This window comes from Embleya sp. NPDC008237 (assembly GCF_042956465.1).
In the GTDB taxonomy this organism is placed as follows: Bacteria; Actinomycetota; Actinomycetes; order Streptomycetales; family Streptomycetaceae; genus Embleya.
On sequence record NZ_JBIBGL010000002.1, the window covers coordinates 612160 to 636456 of the forward strand.

The 24297-nt window shown below is 73.2% G+C and carries 20 protein-coding genes and 2 pseudogenes; 16 read left to right on the plus strand and 6 right to left on the minus strand.

Going from position 1 to position 24297, the window contains the following annotated elements:
- The first annotated feature begins 78 nt into the window (after positions 1 to 78).
- From ACFZBU_RS05910 to ACFZBU_RS05930, 5 genes are all read left to right on the plus strand, one after another.
- Positions 79 to 645, plus strand: coding sequence for a TetR/AcrR family transcriptional regulator (locus tag ACFZBU_RS05910; RefSeq protein WP_391582242.1), 567 nt, complete (start codon positions 79 to 81; stop codon positions 643 to 645).
- Between the two features lie 239 nt (positions 646 to 884).
- The gene (locus ACFZBU_RS05915) at positions 885 to 1412 is read left to right on the plus strand and encodes a DUF1697 domain-containing protein (protein ID WP_391582243.1); all 528 of its coding nucleotides are present in this window, start codon (positions 885 to 887) and stop codon (positions 1410 to 1412) included.
- 154 nt (positions 1413 to 1566) lie between these two features.
- Positions 1567 to 2238 carry an ArsR/SmtB family transcription factor gene (locus ACFZBU_RS05920; RefSeq protein WP_391582244.1) on the plus strand — a complete coding sequence of 224 codons (672 nt, stop codon included), beginning with the start codon at positions 1567 to 1569 and terminating at the stop codon, positions 2236 to 2238.
- Positions 2239 to 2531: 293 nt separating this feature from the next.
- Positions 2532 to 3281, plus strand: a complete 750-nt coding sequence (locus ACFZBU_RS05925; RefSeq protein ID WP_391582245.1) for an ABC transporter ATP-binding protein — start codon at positions 2532 to 2534, stop codon at positions 3279 to 3281.
- Complete coding sequence (locus tag ACFZBU_RS05930; RefSeq protein ID WP_391582450.1) at positions 3281 to 5839, plus strand: ABC transporter permease; 2559 nt, start codon at positions 3281 to 3283, stop codon at positions 5837 to 5839. Before ACFZBU_RS05925 ends, ACFZBU_RS05930 begins: the two co-directional genes overlap by 1 nt.
- Before the next feature lie 309 nt (positions 5840 to 6148).
- Here the strand turns inward: ACFZBU_RS05930 and ACFZBU_RS05935 are convergent.
- Positions 6149 to 6403 (minus strand): annotated as a pseudogene (locus ACFZBU_RS05935) (NAD(P)H-dependent oxidoreductase); the annotation flags it as partial.
- A 54-nt stretch (positions 6404 to 6457) separates the two neighbouring features.
- Positions 6458 to 7519: an NADP-dependent oxidoreductase gene (locus ACFZBU_RS05940; RefSeq protein WP_391582246.1), complete on the minus strand. Its 1062-nt coding sequence runs from the start codon at positions 7517 to 7519 to the stop codon at positions 6458 to 6460.
- A gap of 167 nt (positions 7520 to 7686) precedes the next feature.
- Between ACFZBU_RS05940 and ACFZBU_RS05945 the strand changes: the two are divergent.
- From ACFZBU_RS05945 to ACFZBU_RS05980, 8 genes and pseudogenes are all read left to right on the plus strand, one after another.
- A pseudogene (locus ACFZBU_RS05945) lies at positions 7687 to 10970 on the plus strand (BTAD domain-containing putative transcriptional regulator).
- Between the two features lie 372 nt (positions 10971 to 11342).
- On the plus strand, positions 11343 to 11699 hold the full coding sequence (locus ACFZBU_RS05950; protein ID WP_391582247.1) for an arsenate reductase family protein: 357 nt from the start codon (positions 11343 to 11345) through the stop codon (positions 11697 to 11699).
- Positions 11700 to 12301: 602 nt separating this feature from the next.
- Complete coding sequence (locus ACFZBU_RS05955) at positions 12302 to 15241, plus strand: Na+/H+ antiporter subunit A (protein WP_391582248.1); 2940 nt, start codon at positions 12302 to 12304, stop codon at positions 15239 to 15241.
- A complete protein-coding gene (locus ACFZBU_RS05960; protein ID WP_391582249.1) occupies positions 15238 to 16026 on the plus strand; it encodes a Na(+)/H(+) antiporter subunit C in 789 nt (262 codons plus the stop codon). The genes ACFZBU_RS05955 and ACFZBU_RS05960 overlap by 4 nt, the downstream gene beginning before the upstream one ends.
- On the plus strand, positions 16023 to 17594 hold the full coding sequence (locus ACFZBU_RS05965; RefSeq protein ID WP_391582250.1) for a Na+/H+ antiporter subunit D: 1572 nt from the start codon (positions 16023 to 16025) through the stop codon (positions 17592 to 17594). The genes ACFZBU_RS05960 and ACFZBU_RS05965 overlap by 4 nt, the downstream gene beginning before the upstream one ends.
- Positions 17591 to 18154, plus strand: a complete 564-nt coding sequence (locus tag ACFZBU_RS05970; RefSeq protein WP_391582251.1) for a Na+/H+ antiporter subunit E — start codon at positions 17591 to 17593, stop codon at positions 18152 to 18154. Before ACFZBU_RS05965 ends, ACFZBU_RS05970 begins: the two co-directional genes overlap by 4 nt.
- Positions 18151 to 18414, plus strand: a complete 264-nt coding sequence (locus ACFZBU_RS05975; protein ID WP_391582252.1) for a monovalent cation/H+ antiporter complex subunit F — start codon at positions 18151 to 18153, stop codon at positions 18412 to 18414. Before ACFZBU_RS05970 ends, ACFZBU_RS05975 begins: the two co-directional genes overlap by 4 nt.
- A gap of 1 nt (position 18415) precedes the next feature.
- On the plus strand, positions 18416 to 18766 hold the full coding sequence (locus ACFZBU_RS05980) for a cation:proton antiporter (protein WP_391582253.1): 351 nt from the start codon (positions 18416 to 18418) through the stop codon (positions 18764 to 18766).
- A 54-nt stretch (positions 18767 to 18820) separates the two neighbouring features.
- Here ACFZBU_RS05980 and ACFZBU_RS05985 read toward each other — a convergent pair whose 3' ends face one another.
- Positions 18821 to 19252: a type II toxin-antitoxin system PemK/MazF family toxin gene (locus ACFZBU_RS05985; protein ID WP_391582254.1), complete on the minus strand. Its 432-nt coding sequence runs from the start codon at positions 19250 to 19252 to the stop codon at positions 18821 to 18823.
- 448 nt (positions 19253 to 19700) lie between these two features.
- On the opposite strand from ACFZBU_RS05985, the gene ACFZBU_RS05990 reads away from it, so the two are divergent.
- Entirely contained in the window at positions 19701 to 20480 is a 780-nt protein-coding gene (locus ACFZBU_RS05990; RefSeq protein ID WP_391582255.1) for a sirohydrochlorin chelatase, read from the plus strand.
- Positions 20481 to 20681: 201 nt separating this feature from the next.
- Positions 20682 to 21233, plus strand: a complete 552-nt coding sequence (locus tag ACFZBU_RS05995) for an urease subunit beta (protein ID WP_391582256.1) — start codon at positions 20682 to 20684, stop codon at positions 21231 to 21233.
- A gap of 64 nt (positions 21234 to 21297) precedes the next feature.
- On the opposite strand, the gene ACFZBU_RS06000 is transcribed toward ACFZBU_RS05995, so the two are convergent.
- On the minus strand, positions 21298 to 22194 hold the full coding sequence (locus ACFZBU_RS06000; protein ID WP_391582257.1) for a hypothetical protein: 897 nt from the start codon (positions 22192 to 22194) through the stop codon (positions 21298 to 21300).
- Positions 22195 to 22349: 155 nt separating this feature from the next.
- Between ACFZBU_RS06000 and ACFZBU_RS06005 the strand changes: the two genes are divergently transcribed.
- Entirely contained in the window at positions 22350 to 22928 is a 579-nt protein-coding gene (locus tag ACFZBU_RS06005) for a TetR/AcrR family transcriptional regulator (protein ID WP_391582258.1), read from the plus strand.
- A 174-nt stretch (positions 22929 to 23102) separates the two neighbouring features.
- On the opposite strand, the gene ACFZBU_RS06010 is transcribed toward ACFZBU_RS06005, so the two are convergent.
- Together ACFZBU_RS06010 and ACFZBU_RS06015 are read right to left on the minus strand one after the other, a co-directional pair.
- Complete coding sequence (locus ACFZBU_RS06010; protein ID WP_391582259.1) at positions 23103 to 23543, minus strand: NUDIX domain-containing protein; 441 nt, start codon at positions 23541 to 23543, stop codon at positions 23103 to 23105.
- Positions 23543 to 24247, minus strand: coding sequence for an HAD family hydrolase (locus ACFZBU_RS06015; RefSeq protein ID WP_391582260.1), 705 nt, complete (start codon positions 24245 to 24247; stop codon positions 23543 to 23545). The genes ACFZBU_RS06010 and ACFZBU_RS06015 overlap by 1 nt, the downstream gene beginning before the upstream one ends.
- Between the last annotated feature and the right edge of the window lie 50 nt (positions 24248 to 24297).

Sequence of the window (24297 nt, forward strand, 5' to 3'; positions counted from 1 at the left end):
GGTACCCTAGGCAAATACCTAGAGGCTCTAGGCAACGCGGACGGCGCGGTGACCGGCGCCGCGACGGAAGGGTGGCGTGTGGCTCGGGCGGGACTGACGGCGGAACGGGTGACGCGTGCGGCGGCGGATCTGGCGGACGAGGTGGGGTTCGAGAAGATCACCCTGACCGCGCTGGCGCGCGGCTTCGGGGTCAAGGACGCGAGCCTGTACTCGCACGTGAAGAACCTCCAGGAACTGCGGCTCGGGATCGCGATGCTGGCCGCCGACGAACTGGCCGATCGGATCGGCGCGGCGGTCGCGGGCCGGGCGGGCAGGGATGCGCTGATCGCCTTCGCCCGGGCGTACCGGGAGTTCGCCTTGGAGCGTCCCGGCCGCTACGCGGCGACCCAGGCGCGGATCGACCCGGCGCTGCTGGCCACCTCGGAGGGCTACCGGCGCAATCTCGACAACACCTACGCGATGTTGCGCGCCTACGGTCTGGAGGAGCCGGACCTGACCGACGCGGGACGGCTGTTGCGCAGCGTCTTCCACGGTTTCGCGGTGCTCGAGGGCAACGGCGGGTTCGGCCACGTACGCAAGCCGAGCGAGTCCTTCGACCGGGCGGTGGAGGCACTGCACGTGGCGCTGGAGAACTGGCCGAGCTGAGGCGGTCGGCCGAACGGGTCGGCCGAGTCGGTCGGTCGGTCGGCCGGTCGGGCGGAACCGGTCGACCGAGGCGGTCCGGGCGAATCCGGGCCGGGGCCGCCGGGGGCGAGGCGATCCGCCGCGATCGGGCCCGCTTCGGCGTGCCGTCGCCGGATGCGATGGAATCGGCGCGATCGGTTCGATCATGGTGCGCGGAGCGGGCGTCGTACGGGCGATCCCGGGCGCGAAGGAGGCACGTGGTGACGAAGTACGTGGCGCTGTTGCGCGGCATCAACGTGGGTGGGCATCGCCGGGTGCCGATGGCGGATCTGCGTCGTGTCCTGACCGAGCTGGGATACACCGAGGTCAAGACGCTGTTGCAGAGCGGGAACGCGGTTTTCGAGGCGGCCGAACAGCCGACCGCCGACCTGGTGGCGGCGATCGAGGCCGGGCTGGCCGGCGAGTTCGGATTCGCGGTCGACGTGATGGTGCGCAGCGGCGCGGAAATGCGCGCGGTGGTCGCGGCGAATCCCCTGGAGGTATCCGACCCGGCCAAGTGCGCGGTGGCGTTCCTGAGCCCGGCCGCCGATCCGACGGAGCTCGGCCGGGTCGATCCGGCCGGCTACGCGCCGGACGAACTGCGGCTGGGCGACCGCGAGTTGTACATGTACTTCCCGGACGGTCTGGGCAAGGCCCGGCTGTCGCCGATCCTGGCCCGCAAGCTCGGCAACACGGCCACCGTCCGCAATTGGAACACGGTGACCAAGCTGCTCGCGATGGTCGAGTGAGATCGGGGTGACGATCCGATGGCGGTGGCCCTGCTCCGCCTGATCGGCCTCGGGTGATCGACCGGCATTTCGGACCCGCCGCGTCTTCGGGTGGTGGGTGCGATCGCCGTGCAAACCATTGCACAATTTCCTGTGCACAGATTATTGTGCATATGTGGCCGTGTCACCGGAACGCCGAGATGTCAGCGAACTCGAAGCGCTGAAGGCTTTGGCGCACCCCCGACGCCAACGGATCCTGCGGGAACTGGAGGCGAGTGGGCCCGCGACGTCCGCGTCGCTGGCCCGGGCGCTGGCACTGAACACCGGCGCGACCAGCTACCACCTCCGGGAGTTGGCCCGACACGGGTTCGTCGAGGATTTCGTGGATCCGCACGCGCACGGGCGCGAGCGGTGGTGGCGCGCCGTACAGCGGGACCTGCGCTTCCCGCCGCGCAGCGAGCAGAGCGAGGAGATTCGGCCGGTCGTCGACGAGCTGAACCGCCTGGCATTCGCGGCCGACCTGGAGGAATACCGCAGGGCGCAGACCACGACCGAGGCCGAAGGGGGGATGGACATGCCGTACTCGCGCGGGACCATCCACGTCACCCCGGCCGAACTGGGCGAGTTCTTCGAGGAGTACATCGCGCTCCTCAACCGGTACAAGCGGGCCGGACCGCTGCCGGCCGGGGCCCGCGCGGTACGGACCCGCTTCCTCACGTTCCCGGCCACGAACGGTGGGCGCGACGACGGCGGGGCCGACGATGAGCACGACGGTGGGCGGGCCGACGAGGGGGCACCGGAGAGCGCCGACCCCGGTAGCGGTGAGCCCGGAACCGGCCGGCTCTGAGCGGTCGGGCCGGCATTCGGTTTCCGGCACCCGACGCGTGCGGGCGCCGGCGGCCGGGCGCACCGGCACGCGGGACCCGGCTGTCCGGGCCCGCTCTTCGAGACCCGAATGACCCAATTTTCGAGATCCGAGTTTTCGAGACCCGGCCGTCCGAGACCTCGGCATTTCACCCGACCCCGAACCCGAGCACCGAGCCGTCGATGCGCCGCGCGTCGGCGCACGTGTCGGCGACTCCGGAATCCGTCCGGCTCGGCATCGATCCCCATCCGAAGAGACAAGGGCGGCACCGCACCATGAGTACGCACGACCGGATACCCGACGCCGTGTCGCTGACCGGCGTCGGACGCATCCACGGCAAGGGCACCGCCGCGGTCACGGCACTGCACGACGTCACCGTCGGCATCCGGCGTGGCAGCTTCACCGCGGTCATGGGGCCCTCGGGCTCCGGGAAGAGCACGTTCCTCCAGTGCGCCGCCGGCCTGGACCGGCCGACCAGCGGCAGCGTGCGGCTCGGCGACACCGACCTGTCCGGGCTGTCCGAGACCGGCCTGACCGAACTGCGGCGCGAGCGGATCGGTTTCGTCTTCCAGGCGTTCAACCTGATGCCCTCGCTGACCGTGCTGGAGAACATCACGCTGCCGCTGCGCCTGGCCGGCCGCAAGGCGGACCGGGCCTGGTCGGCGGAGATCGTCCAGCGGGTGGGCCTGACCGGGCGTACCGAACACCGGCCGGCCGAGTTGTCCGGCGGCCAGCAGCAGCGGGTCGCGATCGCCCGCGCGCTGGTCACCCGGCCCGAGGTGGTCTTCGCCGACGAACCCACCGGCGCGCTGGACACGGTCACCGCCAAGGAGGTGCTGGCGCTGTTGCGCGACACCGTGGACGCGATGGGCCAGACCGTGGTGATGGTCACCCACGACCCGGTCGCCGCGTCCTACGCGGACGAGGTGCTCTTCCTCGCCGACGGACGGATCACCGACACCCTGGCCGGGGCCGGCGCGGACCGGATCGCGGACCGGATGACGCACCTGGGCGCGTGGGCCTGATGCTCTTCCTCGCCCTGCGTACCCTGCGCGCCCGCAAGGGCGGCTTCGCCGGCGCGTTCGTCGCCCTGGTGTGCGCGGCCGCCCTGGTCACCGCGTGCGGCGCGCTGCTGGAGACCGGCCTGCGCGGCGACATCCGGATCGAACGCTACGCCGGTACCGACACCGTGGTCACCGCCGACCAGAACCTGCACTGGACCAAGCACAAGAAGGGCAAGACCAAGACCAAGTCGAAGCCGCTGACCGAGCGGGCGTGGCTGGACACGACCGCCGTGGACAAACTGCGCGCGGTACCGGGCATCGAGGCCGTGGTCCCGGAACTGACCTTCTCGGCCCACGTGCTCACCGCCTCCGGCCGGGCCCTGGACACCGACGACAACGCGTGGGGGCACGCCTGGGAGTCGGCCCGACTGACCCCGTTCACGCTGCGTGCGGGCCGGGCACCGACGGCACCCGGCGAGGTCGTACTGGACGCGGATCTGGCCCGCCGGGCCGCGGTCCCGGTCGGCGGCACGGTCACCGTGCAGGCCGGCCAGGCCCCGGGCGCCTACCGCGTGGTGGGCATCGCGGCGCCGCCCGGCCGGGACGCCCTGGCCCGGCAGGCCAGTGTGTTCTTCGCCGATGCGGACGCCCGACGGCTGGCCGGACACCCCGGACAGGTCGCCTCGGCGGGCCTGTTCACCGCACCCGGCGCGAACCCGAGCACCGTGCGCGCGGCGGCCCGGGAGGCCCTGGCGGGCACCGGCGCGCAGTTGCGTACCGGTACCGATCGCGGGCCGGCCGAGTTCCCCGCCGCGGCCAAGGCCCGGGTGACCCTGGTCAGCCTGGGCGGCGCGCTCGGCGGCACCTCGTTGCTGGTGGCGATCCTGGTCGTGGTGGGCACCTTCGCGCTGTCCGTCCAGCAGCGCCGACGCGAGATCGCGCTGTTGCGGGCGATCGGCGCGACGCCTCGGCAGATCCGCCGGATGGTGGGCCGCGAGGCACTGGTGGTGGGCCTGATCGCGGGCGCACTCGGCGCGTTCGGCGGGCTGGGGCTGGCCCGTTGGCTGCACGGGCGGTTCGTCGCGTTCGGCGTGATGCCGGACACGCCGGCGCTGAAGCTGAGTGCGATCCCGCCGATCGGCGCGGTGCTGCTGACCCTGCTCGCGGCCTGGACGGCGGCGCGCGTGTCGGTGCGCCGAGCCGCGCGGATCCGGCCGACCGAGGCGCTCGCGGACGCCGCGATCGAACGACCGCGGCTCGGCGTCGTGCGCACGATCGGCGGCGTGGTCGCGGCGCTGGGCTACGGCGTACTCCTGCTGGTGCTGCGCACCCTGGACACCGAACCCAAGTCCACACCGGTCACCTTCCTGACGGTGATCGTCGCCACCGTCGCGATCGCGCTGCTCGGTCCGCTGCTCGCGCGCGCGGGTATTGCCGTGCTGGGTCTGGTGGTCGGGCGCCTGTCGCCGATCAGCGGGTTCCTCGCGGCGCGCAACGCACGGGCGGCCGCCGAACGGGTGGCCGCGGTGGTGACTCCGCTGAGCCTGGCGGTGGCGATGGCGTCGACCATTCTGTTCACCCAGACCACCGCGAGTCACGCCGCGGGGGAGCAGGCCAAGGCGGGCACGTTGGCCTCGTACACGCTGGTCGCGGGCCCCGGGGTGCCGGGCAGGGCGGCGGAGACGGTGCGGGCGGTGCCGGGGGTCGAGGTGGCGACCGCGGTCCTGCACACGCTCGTACGGGCCGGCCAGGACAAGTTCCCGGCCCAGGGCGTCACTCCGCAGGGCGTGCAGCGCACGCTCGACCCGAAGACCCGGTCCGGCTCGTTCGCGGCGCTCGCCGACGGCACGGTCGCGGTGAGCGAACAGGCGGCCAGGACCAAGGGGGTCGGGGTCGGCGACGATCTGCGGATCACCATGGGCGACGGGGTCCAGGTCACCCTGAAGGTGATCGCGGTGTACGAACGCGGCCTGGGCTTCGGCGACCTGACGCTGCCTCATGCGCTGGTGGCGGCGCACGTGGATCGGCCGGCGGCGGAGGCGGTGCTGATTTCCGGTACGGACGCGGCCGCGGCCGGGTCGGCGCTGTCGCGGGAGGCGTTGCAGCGGGCGCTGGGCGAATTCCCCGGGGTCCGGGTGCTGGATCGGGGCGAGGTCGAGCAGGCGCGTCGGGACCAGGCCGGCACCCAGGCCCAGGTCAACTACGTCGCGATGGGCCTGATCATCGCGTTCACCGGCATCGCGGTGGTGAACACGCTGGTGATGGCTACTTCGGCGCGGCGGCGGGAGTTCGCGCTCCTGCAACTGGTGGGTACCACGCGTCGGCAGGTGATGCGGATGCTTCGCTGGGAGACCGGGGCCGTGGTGGTGTTGGCCGCCGTGCTGGGGTCGGTGGTCGCGTACGCGACGTTGACCGCGTACAGCGTCGGGATGACCGCGAGTGCTTCTCCGTATGCGCCGCCGTTGACGTATGCGGCGGTGCTGGTGGCGGCGACGGGGTTGGCGTTCGTGGCGACGGTCGTGCCTGGTCGCGTGGCGTTGCGGGGGAATCCCGCTGACGCGATGGGGTTGCGGGACTGATCGGCCTCATGCGCCGGCGGGGCTGATTGGACCTGGCCTTCGGCCGAGGTCGCCTCAAGCGCCGGCGGGGCTGTTTCGCCTCAAGCGCCGGCGGGGCTGATCGGCCTCATGCGCCGGCCGGGCTGACTGGCCTCATGCGCCGGCGGGGCCGATGTGTGGCGGCCGAGTCGTTGTTTGCCTTGTGCGCCGGCCGGGGATCCGGCCGGCGCCTTGGGGTTTGGGGGGTCAGGGGGTGGGGGCGGGGTGGGTGAAGGTGGTCAGCACCTCTTCGGTGGAGGTGAGGAGGGTGGTGTCGTGGGCGCCGGTGGCGATCGTGTCGGCCGCCTCGATCCGGGCCATGTGTGCGCGTACCTCCGCGCTGTAGACCTTGTCCCGGTCGGCCCAGTCGGGTTCGTCCTCGACGGTCATCCGCGGGTCGAACCCGTCGGCGTGCAGGTCGAGTACGTCCACGGTGTGGCCGTCGGCCCGCAGCCGGGCTCGGGTTCGGGCGGCGACCCGTGCGGTCAGCGAGTCGGCCCGCGGGTGGGCGAGGACGACGAGGGCGTGCGGCGCTTCGGTGGTCACGGCGTGGCCTTCCTCGGTGGTGGTGTCGGTGCCGGAGGGAGCGGGCGGGGCGGGTCAGTCGGCCAGGCGGACGAGCATCTTGCCGGTGTTGACGCCGTCGAGCACGCCGAGGAAGGCGGCGGGAGCCTGCTCGATGCCCTCGAACACGGTCTCCTCCGTGCGCAGCGAACCGTCGCCGAGCCAGCCGATCGCGCGCTCGGTGAACTCCGGGAACAGTGCGAAGTGGTCGGTGACCAACAGGCCGCGCAGGTTCAACCGCCGGACGTAGGCCTGGAAGATGTTGCTCGGGCCGGGCACCGGCTCGGTCGCGTTGTAGCCGCTGATCGCGCCGATCAGCGCGAACCGGGCGCCGACCCTGGCGTTCGCGATGGCCGCTTCGAGGTGGTCGCCGCCGACGTGGTCGAGGTAGACGTCGATGCCTTCGGGAGCGGCCTGGGCGAGCTGGTCGCCGATCGCGCCGGCCCGGTAGTCCAGCGCGACGTCGTAGCCGAACGCGTCGCGCAGCCGGGCGGCCTTGGCCGGGCCGCCCGCCGAGCCGATCACCCGGGCGGCGCCCAGCTTGCGGGCGATCTGGCCGGCCACACTGCCGACCGCGCCCGCCGCACCGGACACGAACACGGTGTCGCCCTCGCGGACCGGGGCCACCTCGGTCAGCGCCGCGTAGGCGGTCAGACCGGTGGTGCCCAGCACACCGAGGTACGCCTGGGCGGGTACCGCGGAGGTGTCCAGCACGATGGCGGTCGCCGCATCCACGACCGCGTACTCGCGCCAGCCGGCGAAGTGCGACACGGTCGCGCCGACCGGGATCGCGTCGGAGCGGGAGGCGATCACCTCGCCGACCGCGCTGCCGTCCAGGACCGCGCCGAGCTCGAACGGGGGGATGTACGACTCGACATCGTCCATCCGGCCGCGCATGTACGGGTCGACCGACATCCACGTGTTGCGGACCAGGATCCGGCCCTCGGTCAGGGCCGGGATCGCGGCGGTGACCAGCTCGAAGTCGGCGGCCGTGGGGGCGCCCACGGGGCGGGCGGCCAGGCGGATCTCGCGGCCGGTGGTGACGAGGGCGTCGGCGGCGGTAGCGGTGGTGGCGTTGGTGCTGGTGTTCGTGGACATGGTGTGGGCTCCCGGGTTCGGTGTTTCGTGTCGTTCGGTGTGTCTCGCGGCGTCCCGAACTCGATGACACGAGAGTGGCGCCGGCCGCGCACGGAATCCTGCGGGTCCACGCACGGATGCCCGCGGTCGACCGTCAGAGCCCGGTTGACCTGCGCTAACGTGACGGCATGCGCTTCGGGGTGATGGGTCCGCCGGCGGTGTGGACCGCGGACGGACGGCCGGTTCGGGTCCCGGAGTCGAAGGTGCGTGCGCTGCTCGCGGACCTGCTCGTGCACCGCGGCCGCCCGGTCTCCGCGGACCTGTTGGTGGAGGACCTGTGGGGCGCGGACCCGCCCGGCAATCCGACGAACACGCTGCAGACCAAGGTCTCCCAGTTGCGCCGGGCGCTGGAGGCGGCCGAGCCCGGAGGTCGCGAACTGGTCGCCTACCGCCCGCCCGGCTACGAGCTGCGCGTGGATCCGGACGCCGTGGATGCGGACCGGTTCGCCGAGTTGATCGCGCAGGCGCGGGCCGCTGCCGACGTGCGTACCCGGGCGGGGTTGCTCGCGGATGCGCTCGCGCTGTGGCGTGGGCCGGCGTTCGCCGACTTTCGGGACGAGGAGTTCGCCCGCACGGCGATCACCCGGCTGGACGAGCAACGGCTGACCGCCATCGAGGACTACGCCGAGGCGCGCTTGGAACTGGGTGAACACACGCTGCTTGCCGACGAGTTGGGGGAACGGGTCGCGCTGCATCCGGTCCGGGAGCGGCTGCGTGCGACGCACTTGCGTGCGCTGTACCGCTCCGGACGGCAGGAGGAGGCGTTGGCCGGGTACGCCGAACTGCGCGAACGGTTGGCGGAGGAACTGGGCCTGGATCCGGGGCCGGAGTTGGCCGCGCTGCATCGGGCGATCCTGGCGCAGGATCCGAGCCTGGCCGCGGCTGCGGCGCCGGCCGATGCGGCGACCGGGGTGGCGGCGGGGGTTGCTGCGCGGGCGCGGAGCAATCTGCCCGCGGCGCTGACCGAACTGGTCGGCCGCGAGGATGCCGTGGCCGAGGTCGACGGGCTGCTCCGGGGCGCCCGGCTGGTGACGCTGACCGGCCCCGGCGGCGTGGGCAAGACGCGGCTCGCGCTGGAGAGTGCGGCCCGGGCGGTCGACGACGCAGCCTTCCCGGACGGGGTGTGGTTGGTCGAACTGGCCGGTCGGCGCGACCCGAGCGGCGACGACCTGGCGGACGCGATCGCCTCGGCGCTGGGCATCCGGGACGAGGTGACGGCCGGTGCGGGGCATCGCGCGGCCGAGTCGCGGACCCGGCTGGCGGACGCACTGCGCGGGCGTGGGCTGCTGCTGGTCCTGGACAACTGCGAGCACGTGATCGAACCGGTCGCGGAACTGGCCGACCTGCTCCTGCGGGCCGCGCCGGAGTTGCGGATCCTGGCCACGAGTCGGGAGCCGCTCACGGTGGGCGGCGAAATGTTCTGCGTGGTACGGCCGTTGGTGGTGCCGGCCGTCGGGGCGGCGCCGGCGGCACTGGCCGAGTCCACGGCGGTACGGCTGTTCGTGGCCCGGGCGGCCGCCGCGGCACCCGGGTTCGTACCGGACGCCCATACGGCGGACGCGATCGCCGCGATCTGCCGTCGCCTGGACGGGATTCCGCTGGCTCTGGAACTGGCCGCCACCCGGGTGCGCGGGCTCGGGGTGCACGGCCTCGCGGCGCGCCTGGACGACCGGTTCCGGGTGCTCGGTGCGGGTCGGCGCGGGGTGCCGGCCCGGCAGCAGACGCTGCGCGCGATGATCGACTGGAGTTGGGAACTGCTCGGCACGGCGGAGCGGATCGTGCTGCGCCGGTTGGCGATCCACGCGGACGGATGTGCCCCCGAGGCTGCGGAGGCGGTCTGCTCGGGGACCGAGGTGGCCCGGGCCGACGTGCTCGATCTGGTCGGGCGGTTGGTCGATCGTTCGCTGGTGGTGGTGGTCGAGGGGCCGTACGGGCCGAGGTATCGGCTGCTGGAGTCGGTGGCCGCGTACTGCGTGGAACACCTCCACGCGGCGGGTGAGTTCGATGTGGTGCAGGGTCGACACGACGGCTTCGTGGCCGAGTTCGTCGAGTACGCCGGATCGCGTCTGTACGGCCCCGATCAGCGTGAGTGGTTGACCCGGCTGGACGCGGAGAACGGGAACCTGCGCAGCGCACTGGACGGCGCGGTGCGACGCGCGGACGCGGGGCTCGCGGTGCGGCTGGCGGGTGGGGCGGCGTGGTACCGGTTCCTGCGGGGGCGCTATCGCGAGGCGTGGCGGGCGTTGGACGCGGCGTTGACGGTGGCGGTGGAGGGTCGGGCGGATCCCGCGGATGCGGACGCGGTGGACTCGGCTCGGGCGGCGGCGGGAGCATGGCGGGCCGGGTTCGCGATGTTGATCGGGGACGGCAGCGATCCGGTGCGGCAGAGTCGGGACGCGTTGCGGGCGTACGAGGGGACCGTGCCGGGGAGGGCCCGGGCCGAATGGTTCCTGGGCCTGGCACACCTGCACGTGGGCGACGCGGTCGCGGGCGGCGAACTGATCGAACGGGCCCTCGCCGGCTTCCGGGCGGGGGACGACACGTGGGGCGTCGCGGCGGCGCTGACCGGTCGGGCGAAGGCGGCGATGTTCCGCGGTGACCTGGCGGCGGCCGGTGAGGCGGCGGCGGATGCGGCGGCACGGTTCGCGGCGCTGGGCGATCGGTGGGGACTCGTGCAGGCGTCGGACCAACTCTCCTATGTGGCCGAGGTGTCCGGCGAGTACGAACGCGCCGCCGCGCTGCATCGCGAAGGGCTGCTCGGGGCCGAGGAGTTGGGCCTGTGGACGGATGTGTCGTACCGGTGGTCCGGGCTCGGCCGAATCGCGCTGTTGCGGGGCGAATTCGGACGGGCCGAGGAGTTCCACGAGCGTGCGCGGCAGCTCGCGGTCGAGCAGTCGGACCGGTTCGCCGAGGAGTTCGCCGAGGTGGGGCTCGGACTGGGGGCGCGGCGGGCGGGAGACCTCGCGGCGGCCGAGCGGCATTTGCGCAATGCCCTGGAGTGGAATCGTCGGCTGCACGAGGACGGCGTGCCGTTCTACGGAGTGACGCTGCTGATGGCCGAGTTGGGCTTCGTGGCCGAACTGCGGGGGGATGCGGTCGGCGCGCGGGAATTGCATGCGGAGGGCTTGGCGGCGGCGCGGGCATCCGGCGATCCGCGGGCCGTCGCACTGGCGCTGGAGGGCCTGGCCGGGGTCGAGGCGATCTCGGGCCGGCCGGCCGAGGCGGCGACCCTGCTGGGCCGCGCGGACGCACTCGGGCCTCGATCGGCGCGCCCTTGCCGGTCGCCGAACGCGGCGACGTGACGCGGATCGAGGCGGCGGCCCGCGGGGCGCTCGGCGCTCCGGCCTACGCGACCGCCTTCGGTATCGGGGCCGACCCCTCGGGCGACTTGGACGCATTCGGCGACGCGTGATGCCTGGCGGCAGGCGGCAGGCGGCAGGCGGCAGCGGGGACGGTCGGCGCCCCGTCGCCGATGCGACCCGGTTTCTTCCTCGACGGCCTCGAGCGCCGGCCGGGCTGGTGGTTTCGGCGGACGTTGAGTGTCGCGTTGGTCGGGTCGGGCCTCAAACGCCGGCCGGGCTGATGGTTCGACCACCCATGGGAGTTCGCTTCGTTCGTTTCGAGCAGCGGCCGGGTCGAAGGTTCGGCCGGTTCGGGTGGGTGGCTTTCCGGGGGTCGGCTGGGCTGCGGGGGTTGGCCTCGTCAGGGACCGGGATGGCAATTCGGTTGGCTGGGTGTTGAGTGTGGTGGGGCCGGAGCGGGGCGAGGGGTACGGTCGGGGGTCATGGAGATTTGGATCAATCCCGCGTGTTCGAAGTGTCGGTCGGCGTTGTCTCTGCTGGATGCGGAAGGGACCGAGTACACCGTGCGGCGCTATCTGGAGGAGCCGCCGACCGTGGCCGAGCTGGAAGCCGTCCTGGCTCGGCTGGGGCTGGAGCCGTGGGACATCGCGCGAACCGGTGAGGCGATCGCCGGTGAGCTGGGTCTGAAGACGTGGGCCCGTGAGGCGGCCGAACGGGGTCGCTGGATCGCCGCGTTGGCGGAGCATCCGATCCTGATCCAACGGCCGATCATCACCGCCGACGACGGCAGCGCCGTAGTCGCCCGCACCCCGGAGGCGGTCCGCTCCGTCCTCGACTGAGCACCCGAACCGGAGCCGGCGCCCAAGCCGTGGCAGGTGGCCGAGCCGGGGTCGGAGCCCGACCCGAGTCGGAGTTCGCCCTGACTCGAGCCGGAGGCCGTGCCCGAGCCGGAGTCGGTGGCCGAGCCGGAGTCGGTGGCCGAGCCGGACCCGAGTCCGGCCCGGACCCGTGCTCGGAGCCCAACTTGGTGCCCGGCCCGACCCCGGAGGCCGAGCCGGAGTCGAAGCCCGTCCCGGGGCTGGTGGCCGGGCTCGACCCGCCCGGCCCGGGGCCGGATCCGGGCCCGCTCGGACCCCGAGCCCGACCCGGCTCGCACCCGGAGCCCGACCCGGCTCGGATATCGGGGAACGAGTTCCCGCCCGACCTGAGCAGGGGCCGAGGGAAAGCCCGAGCCGGAGCCCCCGGTCGGGGGCCGGCGCTCGCGCCCGTCCCCCAACCGCAGCCGGACGCTCAGCCCCCCGAAGCCCCGACATCCCGTGCCCCCGTCGTCGTCCTCCGATGGTGCGTTTCGCCGGGTGGAGCTTGGTGGGGTGGGTGGAAAAACGGGAGACATGTGTCCGATTAGAGGTGATTTGGGGGAATTGCCCCATATCTTGACGTCATGATCTTCTCGGTGGCCTCGTACTTCGTGGTCGCGGCGGTCGCCCCGTGGTTGGTTCGGCGGCTCGGGCGGGACGCCTTCCTCGTGCTTGCCGCGCTTCCGGTGGCGACCACGGGATGGGCGTCGGCCCAGGCCGGGGCCGTGTTCGACGGACGGTCCGTGGTCGAATCGCGCGAGTGGATTCCCCGGTACGGTGTCTCGCTGGCGTTTCGCTGCGACGCGCTCGCGCTGCTGATGGTGTTCCTCGCGGCGGGCGTGGGGGTCCTGGTCCTGGTCTACTGCGCGCGCTACTTCGCCGCCGACGAGCCCGGTCTCGGGGCGTTCGCCGGCGTCCTGGTCGCGTTCGCCGGGGCAATGATCGGCCTGGTCACCACCGACGACCTGATCCTGCTGTACGTGTTCTGGGAACTGACCACGGTCTTCTCCTACCTGCTGATCGCCCATCGCAGCGAACACCGCGGCCCACGCCGGGCCGCGATGCAGGCGCTGACCATGACCACCTTCGGCGGCCTGGCGATGCTGGTCGGACTGATCCTGCTCGGTGAGACGGCGGGCACCTACCGGCTCTCCGAGATCCTCGCCGCCCCGCCCGGCGGTACCGTCGTGACCACCGCCACCGTACTGATCCTGGTCGGCGCGCTGTCCAAGTCGGCGATCGTGCCGTTCGGCTCCTGGCTGCCCGCCGCGATGGCGGCGCCCACCCCGGTCAGCGCCTACCTGCACGCCGCCGCGATGGTCAAGGCCGGCGTGTACCTGGTCGCCCGTCTGGCCCCCGGCTTCGCCGAACTCGCGCCGTGGCCACCGATCGTGCTGATCACCGGCTGTGCCACTCTGCTCCTGGCCGGCTGGCGGGCGCTGCGCGAGGACGACCTCAAACGGGTGCTCGCCTACGGCACGGTCAGCCAACTCGGGCTGCTGATCGTGGTCACCGGCGCGGGCAACCGGGACGCGGCGCTCGCCGGCATTGCGATGCTGGTCGCCCACGCCCTGTTCAAGGCCACCCTGTTCCTGGTGGTGGGCATCATCGACCACGCGGCCGGCACCCGGGACCTGCGCCGGCTCTCCGGCCTGGCCCGGACCATGCCGGTCACGTGCGCGGTCGCGGTGGTGGCCGCGCTGTCCATGGCCGGACTACCGCCGACGGCCGGATTCGTCGCCAAGGAGGCGGTCTACGAGGCGTTCCTGCACCGGGGCCGCACCGACACCGTGGTGCTCGGCATGCTGGTCGCCGGGTCGGCGCTGACCGCCGCGTACAGCCTGCGCTTCGTCTGGGGCGCCTTCGCCCGCAAACCCGAGGTACCCACCACCCGGTGCGAGCCGCCGAGCGGACTGCTGCTCGGCCCCGCCGTCCTGCTCGGCGCGGGCTGCCTCGCACTCGGCCTCGCCGCGGGGTCGCTGGACCACTGGATCTCCTCGTACGCCGACCTGTTCCCGCCCACCGGGTCCGCCTATCACCTGGCGCTGTGGCACGGCCCGGGCATCGCGCTGAACCTGTCCGGTGCCGCGATCTGCGTGGGCATCGTGTTGTTCCTGGCCCGCGAGCCGGTGCTGCGCCTGCAATCGGCCACCGCCCGGATCGAACCCTCGCGCCTGTACGACGCACTCGTGCGCGGCGTGGACCGGGGAGCGCTGCAACTGACCGGCACCACCCAGCGCGGCTCGATGCCGGTCTACGTCGGAGTGATCCTGCTCAGCCTGATCGCGCTCACCGCCGCGACCGCTCTGGGCAACCTCCCGCTGCCGTTCCCGCACTCGCCGCGCTGGTCCGACTCGGCCGCCCAGGTCGTGGTCGGCGTGCTCGTGATCGGCACCGCGTTGATCGCCGCCGGCACCCGGGACAGGTTGCCCGCCGTGCTCCTGGTCGGGGTCACCGGCTACGGCTGCGCAACGCTGTTCGTGCTCCAGGGCGCTCCCGATCTCGCGCTCACCCAGGGCCTGGTCGAGACGGTCAGCGTGGTGGTGTTCCTGCTGGTGCTGCGCCGACTCCCGCGCCGGTTCGCGGACACCACCCGGCCCGGCCGCCGGGTCGTGCACATCGCCCTGGGCGCACTCACCGGGGTGGTGCTCGCAGGCGTCGCCGTCTCCGCGTTCGCCGCGCGGACCCGGCCGCCGGTGTCCCAGGCCTTCGCCGCCGCGGCGAAGGAGGCGGGCGGCAAGGAGATCGTGAGCGTGCTGCTGGTGGACATCCGCGCGTGGGACACGATGGGCGAGATCGCCGTCCTGGCCGTCGCCGCGATCGGCGTGACCAGTCTGATCTTCGTCCGCCGCGACCGCGGACTGCCCCGACTGGGCGACCGCGCCCCGGACCCGGCGGCCGCGGCCGGCGGCAGGGAGAGAGACATCGGCGGCACCGCCGACACCGGCCGGGCGCCGGGCCCCGCCGGAAGCAGCGCCCATATCCCCGGCGAGTCCACCTCGGCCCCGGCGCACGGCCCCTGGCTGACCGCCGCCGACACGCTCGCCCCCGAACGGCGGACGGTGCTCTTCGAGGTGGTCGCGCGCGTCGCGTTCCCGACCGTGCTGGTGTTGTCGCTGTACTTCCTCTTCAGCGGCCACTCCACCCCGGGCGGCGGCTTCGCGGGCGGCATCACCGCCGGGCTCGCGCTGCTGGTGCGCTATCTCGCGGGCGGGCGGTACGAACTGGCCGAAGCCGCACCGCTGCCCGCCGGGCGGCTGCTCGGCACCGGGCTGGTGATCAGCGCGGGCACCGGCTTGGTCGGTCTGATCGCGGGCGGGTCGGCGCTGCGCAGCACGGTGATCGACGGCACGCTGCCGCCCTTCGGCGACGTGCACATCGCGACGTCGGTGTTCTTCGACATCGGCGTCTACCTGCTCGTGGTCGGCCTCGTGCAGGACGTGCTCGGCGCGCTGGGCGCCGAGTTGGACCGACGCATCGAACAGACCCGGGACCGGGACGCCGAACGGACGGTGATCGTATGAAGAGCCCAACGATGATCCTGGTACTGACCGCCGCCGTGCTCGTGGGCGTCGGGGTCTACCTGGTGCTCGAACGCAGCCTCACCCGGGTGCTCCTCGGGGTGGTGCTGATCGGCAACGGCGCCAACCTGATCGTGCTCGCCGGGGGTGGTCGTGCGGGCGGCGCCCCGGTGCTCGGGGTGACGCTGCCGGCCGCGATGAACGACCCGTTGCCGCACGCGATGGTGTTGACCGCGATCGTGATCACGCTCGCGGTGACCGCGTTCGTATTGTCGATGGTGCATCGGCACTGGGAAGTGACCGGATCCGACGAGATCCAGGACGACACCGAGGACCTGCGCGTGGTGCGCCGCGCCGAGCGCGGCGATCTGCGCGCCGAACACCGGCGACTGCGCCGCGAGTTGCGTAGGCAGACCGCCGAGCGTCGGGCGGTGGTGCGGCGGCTGGGGACCGAGGCCCGGGCGAACTACGCCGCCGAGTGCCGGCGGCTGGGCGTGGATCCGAGCGGGCACGGCGGTCAACCGGAGGCGCAGCGGATCGCGCGCGAGCGACGCGAGGAACTGCGGCTGCGGCTGCGCGGGATCAAGTCCGAGCACCGCATCCAACAGGCCGAGCTGCGAGCCCGTTTCCGGCGGGCGCGGCGCGAGTTGAACCGGCAGGCGCGGGCCGAGCGGGCGGCCGTCGCCCGGGCGGACAGTGTGGTGGATGCCGTGCCCGACACCGAGTTTCCGCGCGGCGTCGGCGACCCCGTCGGTCCCGAGCGAGGTCGGAACGGGCCTATTCGATGAACCACCTGGTGCCGCTCCCGGTCCTGCTGCCGCTGTTCGGCGCCGGGCTCAAGTTGGCCATCGGCGGTCGATTGCCGCGCGGTCAGCGGCTGATCAGCGTCGGGGTGCTGACCGCCGTGCTCGGTGTGGCGATCGCACTCCTGGTGGCGGCCGATCGGGACGGCCCGGTGGTGGCCCGGTTGGCGGGGTGGCCGGCGCCGACCGGGATCGTGCTGGTGGCGGACCGGTTGTCGGCGCTGATGCTGGTGGTCTCCTGTGCGGTCACCCTGGGCGTGCTGGTCTATTCGATCGGCCAGGGCCGGGCGGACGAGGACGAGGCCACGCCGCTGTCGGTGTTCCACCCCACCTATCTGATCCTGGCCGCGGGAGTGGCGAACGCCTTCCTGGCGGGCGACCTGTTCAATCTGTACGTCGGCTTCGAGGTGCTGCTCGCGGCCAGTTACGTGCTGCTGACCGTCGGCGGCACCGCCGCCCGGGTGCGGGCGGGCGCCGGCTATGTGGTGGTCGGCCTGCTCTCCTCGGTGGTGTTCCTGTCCGCGATCGCGATGGTGTACGCGGCGACCGGCACGGTCAATCTGGCCCAACTCGCGGTGCGGCTGCCGGAGGTGGATCCCGGTGTGCAACTGGTCCTGGAATCGATGTTGCTGATCGGATTCGGGGTCAAGGCGGCGGTGTTCCCGCTGTCCGCGTGGTTGCCCGACTCGTATCCGACCGCGCCCGCGCCGGTGACCGCGGTGTTCGCCGGACTGCTCACCAAGGTCGGGGTGTACGCGATCATCCGGGTGCAGACGCTGCTGTTCCCGGACGGGCGGCTGGGTGATCTGCTGCTCGTGGTGGCCGCGGCGACGATGATCGTCGGCATCCTGGGCGCGATCGTGCAGAGCGACCTGAACCGGCTGTTGTCGTTCACGCTGGTGAGCCACATCGGCTACATGGTCTTCGGGATCGCGCTCGCGAGCGCGGCGGGCCTGGCCGGTGCGGTGTTCTACGCGGTGCACCACATCACCGTGCAGACCTCGTTGTTCCTGGTCGCCGGGCTGATCGAGCGGCGCGGCGGAAGCACCGACCTGGGCCTGCTGGGCGGGCTGGCGCGGATGTCGCCGGCGCTGGCGGTGTTGTTCTTCGTGCCCGCGATGAACCTGGGCGGGATTCCGCCGCTGTCCGGATTCCTGGGCAAGTGGCTGCTGTTGCAGGCGGGCGCGGAGGCCGGCTCGGCGGCGGCCTACGTGCTGATCGGTGCGGCGGTGGGCACCAGCCTGTTGACGCTGTACGCGATGGCCCGGGTGTGGGGGCAGGTGTTCGGCGGCTCGGCGGACACCTCGGGGGCGACCGCGTACTCCTTCGGCGCGACTCTGAGCGGGCGCGACGTGGCCGCCACCGCCAATGTGCTGCCGCGCGCGATGACGCTGGCGACCTGCGCCCTGGTCGTGGTGGGGTTGGCGTTCACCGTGCTGGCCGGCCCGCTCGTCGCGCTGACCGATCGGATCGGTGTCGAACTGGTGGGTCGGGTCGCCTATATCGAGGCCGTGCCGCTGCTCGGCGGCTTCGCCCGAGGAGCGGGTCGGTGACCGCCCGCCGGCTCCGGATTCGCACCCGGCGTGTCTCGCCGCTGCCGGTGGGGTGGCTGGTCGTGGTGTGGGTCGCGCTGTGGGGCACCCTGACCGTTGCCAACGTGCTCACCGGGCTCGTGGTCGCGGTGTCGGTGCTGGTACTGCTGCCGCTGCCGCCGGCGCACGACCGGTTGGCGTTCCGGCCGTGGGGACTGGCCCGGTTCGTGGCCAGGTTCGCGCTCGACCTGGTGCTGTCCTCGCTGCGGGTGGCCTGGCAGGCGCTGTGGCCGGGCCGGTTGCCACGCAGTTCGGTGGTGGGGGTCGAGTCGGCCACGCGTTCGGACCTGCTGCTCACGCTGACCGTGCTCGCGCTGAACGTGCTGCCCGGCAGCATCGTGATCGAGATTCGTCGGGGCCGGCCCACCATGTTGTTCATCCACGCCCTGGGCGCGGAGACGCCTGCCTCGGTGGAGGCGGCCCGGCGGGCGGTGGTGCGCCTGGAGGCTCGTGTGGTGGCCGCGTTCGGTACCCGCGAGGAACGTGCCGTTTCGACCGGAACTCCCGGAGGTGGTCCATGAATCCGCTCGTCGGCGGCGCCGTGATCGTGCTGCTCGGCGCGGCCGCGGTGCTCGCCCTGATCCGGCTCGTGCGCGGGCCCTCGACCCTGGACCGGGCGGTCGCGGTGGACATGCTGCTCGCGGTGATGTTGGCCGCGATCGCGGCGGAGGCCACCTTGAACCGGCACACCACGACCGTCCCGGTGTTGCTGGCGCTGGCCCTGGTCGGTTTCCTGGGGTCGGTGTCGATCGTGCGCTTCTCGGCGCGCGAGGGCGACTGACGTGCGGGCCGGCGAGTTCGCCGACGGCGCGTCCGCGGTGTGCCTGCTCACGGGTTGTGCGCTCGCGTTCGTCGCGGGCGTGGGGTTGTTGCGCTTTCCGGACACGCTGTCACGGATGCACACCGTGGCCAAGCCGCAGGTCCTGGGCCTGCTGCTGGTCACGCTCGGCCTGGGGCTGCGGCTGCGCAGCGGGATCGACATCGGGATGCTGGTGATGGTGGCGTTCTTCCAACTGACCACCGTCCCGGTGGCGACCCACCTGGTGGGACACGCGGTCTATCGGCTGCCGCACCTGCCGACCGGGGATCTGGCCGTCGACGAACTCGCGGACGGGGCCGATCCGAAGCCCTGAGAGCCGGCCCGGGGGCGTGGTGCAGGTCGGCGGACGCGGCGGTCGCGGGGTCGGTCAGCGCACGCGGTGGGCGCGACTGATCCGGGACCACACGCGTCGATCACACACGCCGGCGGGGCGGCGGAAGGCGTCGTGGTCGATCGTGCGCAGCGGTCGGGTCTCCAGCCAACTGCGCCGGCCCGCACCGGGATCCCAGGTCTTGGTGGGCAGTCGTACGTAGCGGTCCCGGGTGCTCTGGTCCCGGCTGGTGATCTTGAGCACCTCGGCGCCGCGCGGGCCGACCCGGACGACCAGGCACGGGCGGTCCTTGGCCTCGTCGCCCTCGTCGAAGGGCACCGAGGCCCACCAGATCTGGCCGGGAGCCGGGCGGGCCGAGCGGCCGGAGGGCACCGGCGGCGGCGCGGTGCGCGTTCGGCGGCGGCTGAGGAACCACCCGAGGGGGGCCACGACGAGGACGACCACGAGGGCCGGGACGAGGAACTTCATGACGCCTGTCTACCCGATCCGGGCCCGACGCAGGGAGGCCGCGGGGCCGGCCGGCCGGTGCCGGGCGCCGAGAACCGGTGAACGTTTCCGGTCGCGGCACCGTCGTATTTCACTCCGATGCGTGAGGTTGGCGGGTTGGTCCGGCGGATACCCGGGACGAGACAACCGTCGACCGAGGGTCCGGCCGGGGCCCGCGCGTTCGTCCCGGGTCCGCGGAGCAGCCGGCTCCGCGGCCCGTGACTCGGCGCGCCCGCACGCCGGTCGGCCCGGCCCGCGCCCGGCCGCCGGGGCCGCCGCACGCCTCGGGCCGAGGCGGGCCCTCGGTCGTACCCGCCGCAGAAAGGAATCCACGATGAATGCGGAACCCTGCGAGATCGACGAGTGCGCCGCGTCGTTGCCGGCCGGCCCGGCGTCGGCGTTCGGCGTCGACCCGATCGGCGGCTGAGTCGTGTCGGAGCGGGTGGCGGTGGTGGTGGTCGGCGGGCACGAGAGCGCGAACGGCGCGGCGCTGCCGGGGTTGTTCGGGCCCGAGGTGACTTCGGCGGCGTGCGGCCGGCAACTGCATCGGGCGGTGGGCGCGGTGTTGCGGGCCGGCGCGGATCGGGTGTGCGTGGTGCCGATAACGGTGGGCCGGGACCCGGGACTGGCCGTGGACGCCGCACGCACGTTGCTCGCGCTGCCGGCGGCGGACCGGGCCCGGGTGCTGCTGAGTCGGCCGTTCGCCGGTGCGGAGCAGCTCACCGGATGGCTGCGCGCCGCCGCGGCGCGGGTGCCGGAGCGGGCCGCGCTGCTGGTGGCGGCGCCGGCCGGGGACGCGCACGAGGACGCGGAGCTGTACCGGATCGCCCGCCTGGTGTGGCAGCACGGCCCGCACCGGATCGTCGAGGTCGCGCTGATCGGCGGCGATCCGGATCTGGGCCGCGCACTGGAGCGTTGCCGCGTGCTGGGTGCGGCTCGGACCGTCGCGCTGCCCGCGTCCTTCGTGCTGCCGGCCGTGCCCGGCGTGGCCCCGCTGTTGTCGAGGCCGGCGGCGGCCGGGGTGCTGGCGGCCCGGGTCGGCTCGGCCGTCGAGCGGCTGCGGGTGCACGGCGACGACGGCCTCGCGGCGGTCGGGGCGCAGGCACCGTCGGCCACCGTCCCGGACGGGTCGCATCTCGACCGCGGCCGGCCGCCCGTCCCGACCCACGGCCGCGAGTTCGTGCCCGCGTCCGTGATTCCCGTTGCCTAGGCCGTGTCCGGCGGATCCTGGTGGGGCCGCGCCGCCTGGCATCCGCCCTTCGGGCTCCTCGCTGCGCCCGTCTCGCCGCACCGGAGAAACAGCCGAACGGAACCACCATGCGGTTGCTTCTCCGGCACGCCGAGCCACGGCCCGGACGACGCGACCTCATCCACCACGATCCACCGGACACGGCCCAGGAGGGTCCAGCCCATGGTCACGGCCCAACCACAGCGGTACCTCTACCGCGACCACCCGGCCGAGTCGGCGGCGGATCGCCGCACGCTGACCGTCCCGGTGCGCAACACCGGTGACCGGGTGATCCGGGTCGGGTCGCACTTCCACTTCTTCGAGGTCGACCCGACGCTCGTCTTCGACCGGGCGGCGACGTTCGGGATACGGCCCAACATCGCGGCGGGTACCTCGATCCGGTTCGAGCCGGGCGGCAGCCGGGACGTGGAACTGCGCCCGTTCGCGGGCTCGGGGCGCCTGGTCGGCTGCGCCGACCTGCCGCGCGGCGCGGCAGGCGCGCAGCCGGCCCGGCTGGCGGCGACGCTGGGCGCGATCGAACACGGTCTCCGGGAGGCGCATGCGCGGGCCGGACGGACCGACGCGGTTGCACCGGAGCCCGCCGCCGGCGCCGCACAGCCCCCGGCCGGACGGGCGGGCCGGCCCGCCGGTCGCCCGATCCGCGGCAAGCCCGGCACCAGGCCGCCGACCAAGCCGGGATCCGTGCCCGGCGCCGCGCGAAAGGGTCCGCGCTGACCAGGATTTCGGCTTCCGTGACCCGGTCGCCGCGGCCGGGCGCGGGGAGCGCGCGGGCCCGCGATCAGCCCTGGTGCGGGTACGTCATGCCGATCCCGAGCGTGGACTGCATCGGCAGGAGGCCGGTGCCGATCGTGTCCATCACGGCGGGCAGGATCAGGTCGGCGAGTCGGGCCGCCTCGGCGGCGCCGATGCATTCCCATGGCCCGGCGGCGAGTTCGTCGGTGAGTGCCTCGACGGAGTCGCGGCCGGTCCGGCCCGCCTCGGTGGCGGTGCCGTCGGCGTTCAGCCAGCCGCGGGCGACCAGGCGTTCGCGTGCCGCGTCCCACTCGTCGGCGGTCCACTGCCGGCTTGCGAACACCTCGGCCGGGGCCGCACCGGCGGCGCTGTGCGAGACCAGCGCCTCGACGCCGTCCAGGCGGTGCGTCAGCAGGGCCGCGATGTGGCCGTCGCCGCGGTGTTCGCGCAACCGGGTGATCGCCTGCCACAACACCAGGTGCGGCTCGTCGGCCCAGGGGAGCGCGGCGTGCGCGGCCGCCAGCGGGCGACCGACGGTGTCGGCGGCCTCGGCCACCCGGCGGGTCAGCGCCGCGGCCTCGGCGATCTCCGGCGCGTGGATCCGCTCGCCGAGCGCCGAGCGCAGCGTGGCGTCGGCCGCGCGCAGCCGGGCCGCGAGCACGGCGGCGGGGTCGGCGATCGCCCAGGCCTGCGGGACGTATCGGGCGACCATCGCCGGGCTGAAGCTGTAGAAGGTCGAGGTGACCAACTCGGCGGAGGCCGCACCGAGCGCCGCGGCGCGCATCGCGAAGTACGCGGGCCATCGCTCGTCCACCGAATAGCCGAGCGCCGCAGCCTCCTCGAACATCTCCGGCGAGTAGTAGTTCAGCGCGTGCAGCGGCTCCAGGGTCTGCCACATCCGGCGCACCAGTCCGGCGTTCAGGGTCTCGTTCGTCGCGCTCATGGCGTGTCCTCTTTCCTCCCGGGCGGTTGGGCCCGGTCGTGCCGGGACCGCTCGGCCGCGGTCGTGTCGCCGAATCCGGCGTCGAACTTGTCACTGGCAAGATTGCTCGCCCATCGCAAACTTGTCAATGCCTAGATCCCGGGTAGCATCGACCCATGACCACCGGACGCCCCTATCACCACGGCGACCTGCGCCGCGCCGTGCTCACCGCCGCCTTGGACGTGGTGGCCTCGGACGGGATCGGCGCGATCAGCCTGCGCGACCTGGCCCGCCGCGCGGGCGTCTCGCACGCGGCCCCCGCACACCACTTCGGCGACAGGACCGGACTGCTCACCGCGATCGCCGCCGAGGGCTACGGGCTGCTCGCCGACGCGCTCGCCGAGGTCGCCCCGGGCGGCTCGGAGGCACTGCGCGAACTCGGCGTGCGGTACGTGCGCTTCGCGCTCGCGCATCCCGCGCACTTCGAGGTGATGAACCGCCCGCATGTGGTCGACGGCACGGACCCGGAACTGCTGCGCCTGCGGGCCCGGGCCGGTGCGTCGCTGCGCGGCGGCGTCGCGGGGGTGCCGGCCGAGCGCCGAGGCGACATGGACCGGGCGGTGCTCGCCGCGTGGTCGCTCGCGCACGGCTACGCCACCCTGTGCCTGTCCGGTGGGATCCCCGAGGCCGGCGATCCGGCCGACACCTTCCGGGCGCTGGCCGGCATGTTGTTCGCGGGGCCCGTGACGGAGTGACGCACGACGCCGTCCGCGCCGTTCGGCTCGCGAGGCCCCCCGATCCGCCCGGAACGATGGATTCCGCGCACGCCGACCCGGGCGGCACCCCGCACGGTCATCGAACCCCGGGCACCGCCCACCGGGCCGGGATCGGGTCACCGCGAGGGTGCGACCGGCGCCGGCCCGGCCCGGTCACCCGGCCCGTACGAGCCACTCCCGAAACAGCGCGAGGCCCGCGGCGCACTGGGAGTGCAGCGGGTTCGGCAGCGCGTCGGGCGCGAACCATTCCAACGCGTCGAACTTGTGCGGCTCGCCGATGGCGACCCGGTCCGGATCGACCCGGACCGCGAACACCACCGCGACCCAGTGCGACCGGACCGGGTCCCCGCGCAGCACGTTGCGCACCCCGAGGGTCTCGATCGACAACGCCTCGGTCGCGTACTCCTCGCGCACCTCGCGGGCCACCGCACGCTCGAACGTCTCGCCCCACTCCAATGCACCCGCACCGGTGTCCCAGGTGCCGGCCTCGTCCCGGGCCGCCGCCGCCCGGCGCGCCAACAACACCCGTCCGGCCCCGTCGTGGCAGACGAACACGCAGGACACCGACGGCGCCGTCGGCCGGTCCGTCGCCATCAGAAGTGCTTCAGTAGTTCGGGGAACGCGGTCAGCGTCAGCACCCGATCGTCGTGCGGGTCCAACTCGCTCTGCTCCAGGACCCACGTGTGCGCGTTCGGGATGAACACCGCACCCAGCCCCGCGCCGCGCGCCGGCAGAATGTCCGACTTGGGGGAGTTCCCGATCATCCAGGTCGTCTCCGGCACCAGCCCGTGGGTGCGGGTGAGATCGAGATAGGCGTCGACGCCCTTCTCCGGCACGATGTGCACGCTGCCGAAGTGGGGGGCCAGCGCGGACGCGTCGATCTTGCGCTGCTGCTCCTCGGTGTCGCCCTTGGTGAGCAGCATCAGGTCGTGGCGCGCGCCGAGCGTGGTGAGCGTCTCGACGACGCCGGGCACCAGTTCCACCCGATTCTCCAGCAGCGCGACCGCGAGCTGCTCGATGTGCCGCAGCTCCGCCTCGGTGGCCGGCCGCGCGTGCAGCCGCTCCAGCGCCTCGCCCAGACTGCGCAGGAACATCTTGCTGCCGTACCCGTGCGTGATCGCGTTCGCGGCCTCGATGTCGTTCAGGATCGCGCGGATCTCGGTCCGATTCAGCGTGGGGTGGTCGAGCCAGTCGAGCCAGTCGTCGATGACCCGCTCGAACAGGATGTTGTTCTCCCACAACGTGTCGTCGGCGTCGAAGATCAGGACCTGACGCGGGAGGCCCGTCGGCGTGTGCATGGTTGGTTTCGTCTCTGTCCGCTCGGCGACCATGGGCCGTTCATCCTAGG

Excerpts from the sequence above, each read along its gene's own strand:
- ACFZBU_RS05925 (WP_391582245.1), top strand. The coding sequence starts at position 2,532 with ATGAGTACGCACGACCGGATACCCGACGCCGTGTCGCTGACCGGCGTC.
- ACFZBU_RS05930 (WP_391582450.1), top strand. The coding sequence starts at position 3,281 with ATGCTCTTCCTCGCCCTGCGTACCCTGCGCGCCCGCAAGGGCGGCTTC.
- ACFZBU_RS05940 (WP_391582246.1), bottom strand. The coding sequence starts at position 7,519 with ATGTCCACGAACACCAGCACCAACGCCACCACCGCTACCGCCGCCGAC.
- ACFZBU_RS05950 (WP_391582247.1), top strand. The coding sequence starts at position 11,343 with ATGGAGATTTGGATCAATCCCGCGTGTTCGAAGTGTCGGTCGGCGTTG.
- ACFZBU_RS05955 (WP_391582248.1), top strand. The coding sequence starts at position 12,302 with ATGATCTTCTCGGTGGCCTCGTACTTCGTGGTCGCGGCGGTCGCCCCG.
- ACFZBU_RS05960 (WP_391582249.1), top strand. The coding sequence starts at position 15,238 with ATGAAGAGCCCAACGATGATCCTGGTACTGACCGCCGCCGTGCTCGTG.
- ACFZBU_RS05965 (WP_391582250.1), top strand. The coding sequence starts at position 16,023 with ATGAACCACCTGGTGCCGCTCCCGGTCCTGCTGCCGCTGTTCGGCGCC.
- ACFZBU_RS05975 (WP_391582252.1), top strand. The coding sequence starts at position 18,151 with ATGAATCCGCTCGTCGGCGGCGCCGTGATCGTGCTGCTCGGCGCGGCC.
- ACFZBU_RS05985 (WP_391582254.1), bottom strand. The coding sequence starts at position 19,252 with ATGAAGTTCCTCGTCCCGGCCCTCGTGGTCGTCCTCGTCGTGGCCCCC.
- ACFZBU_RS05995 (WP_391582256.1), top strand. The coding sequence starts at position 20,682 with ATGGTCACGGCCCAACCACAGCGGTACCTCTACCGCGACCACCCGGCC.
- ACFZBU_RS06000 (WP_391582257.1), bottom strand. The coding sequence starts at position 22,194 with ATGAGCGCGACGAACGAGACCCTGAACGCCGGACTGGTGCGCCGGATG.
- ACFZBU_RS06005 (WP_391582258.1), top strand. The coding sequence starts at position 22,350 with ATGACCACCGGACGCCCCTATCACCACGGCGACCTGCGCCGCGCCGTG.
- ACFZBU_RS06010 (WP_391582259.1), bottom strand. The coding sequence starts at position 23,543 with ATGGCGACGGACCGGCCGACGGCGCCGTCGGTGTCCTGCGTGTTCGTC.
- ACFZBU_RS06015 (WP_391582260.1), bottom strand. The coding sequence starts at position 24,247 with ATGCACACGCCGACGGGCCTCCCGCGTCAGGTCCTGATCTTCGACGCC.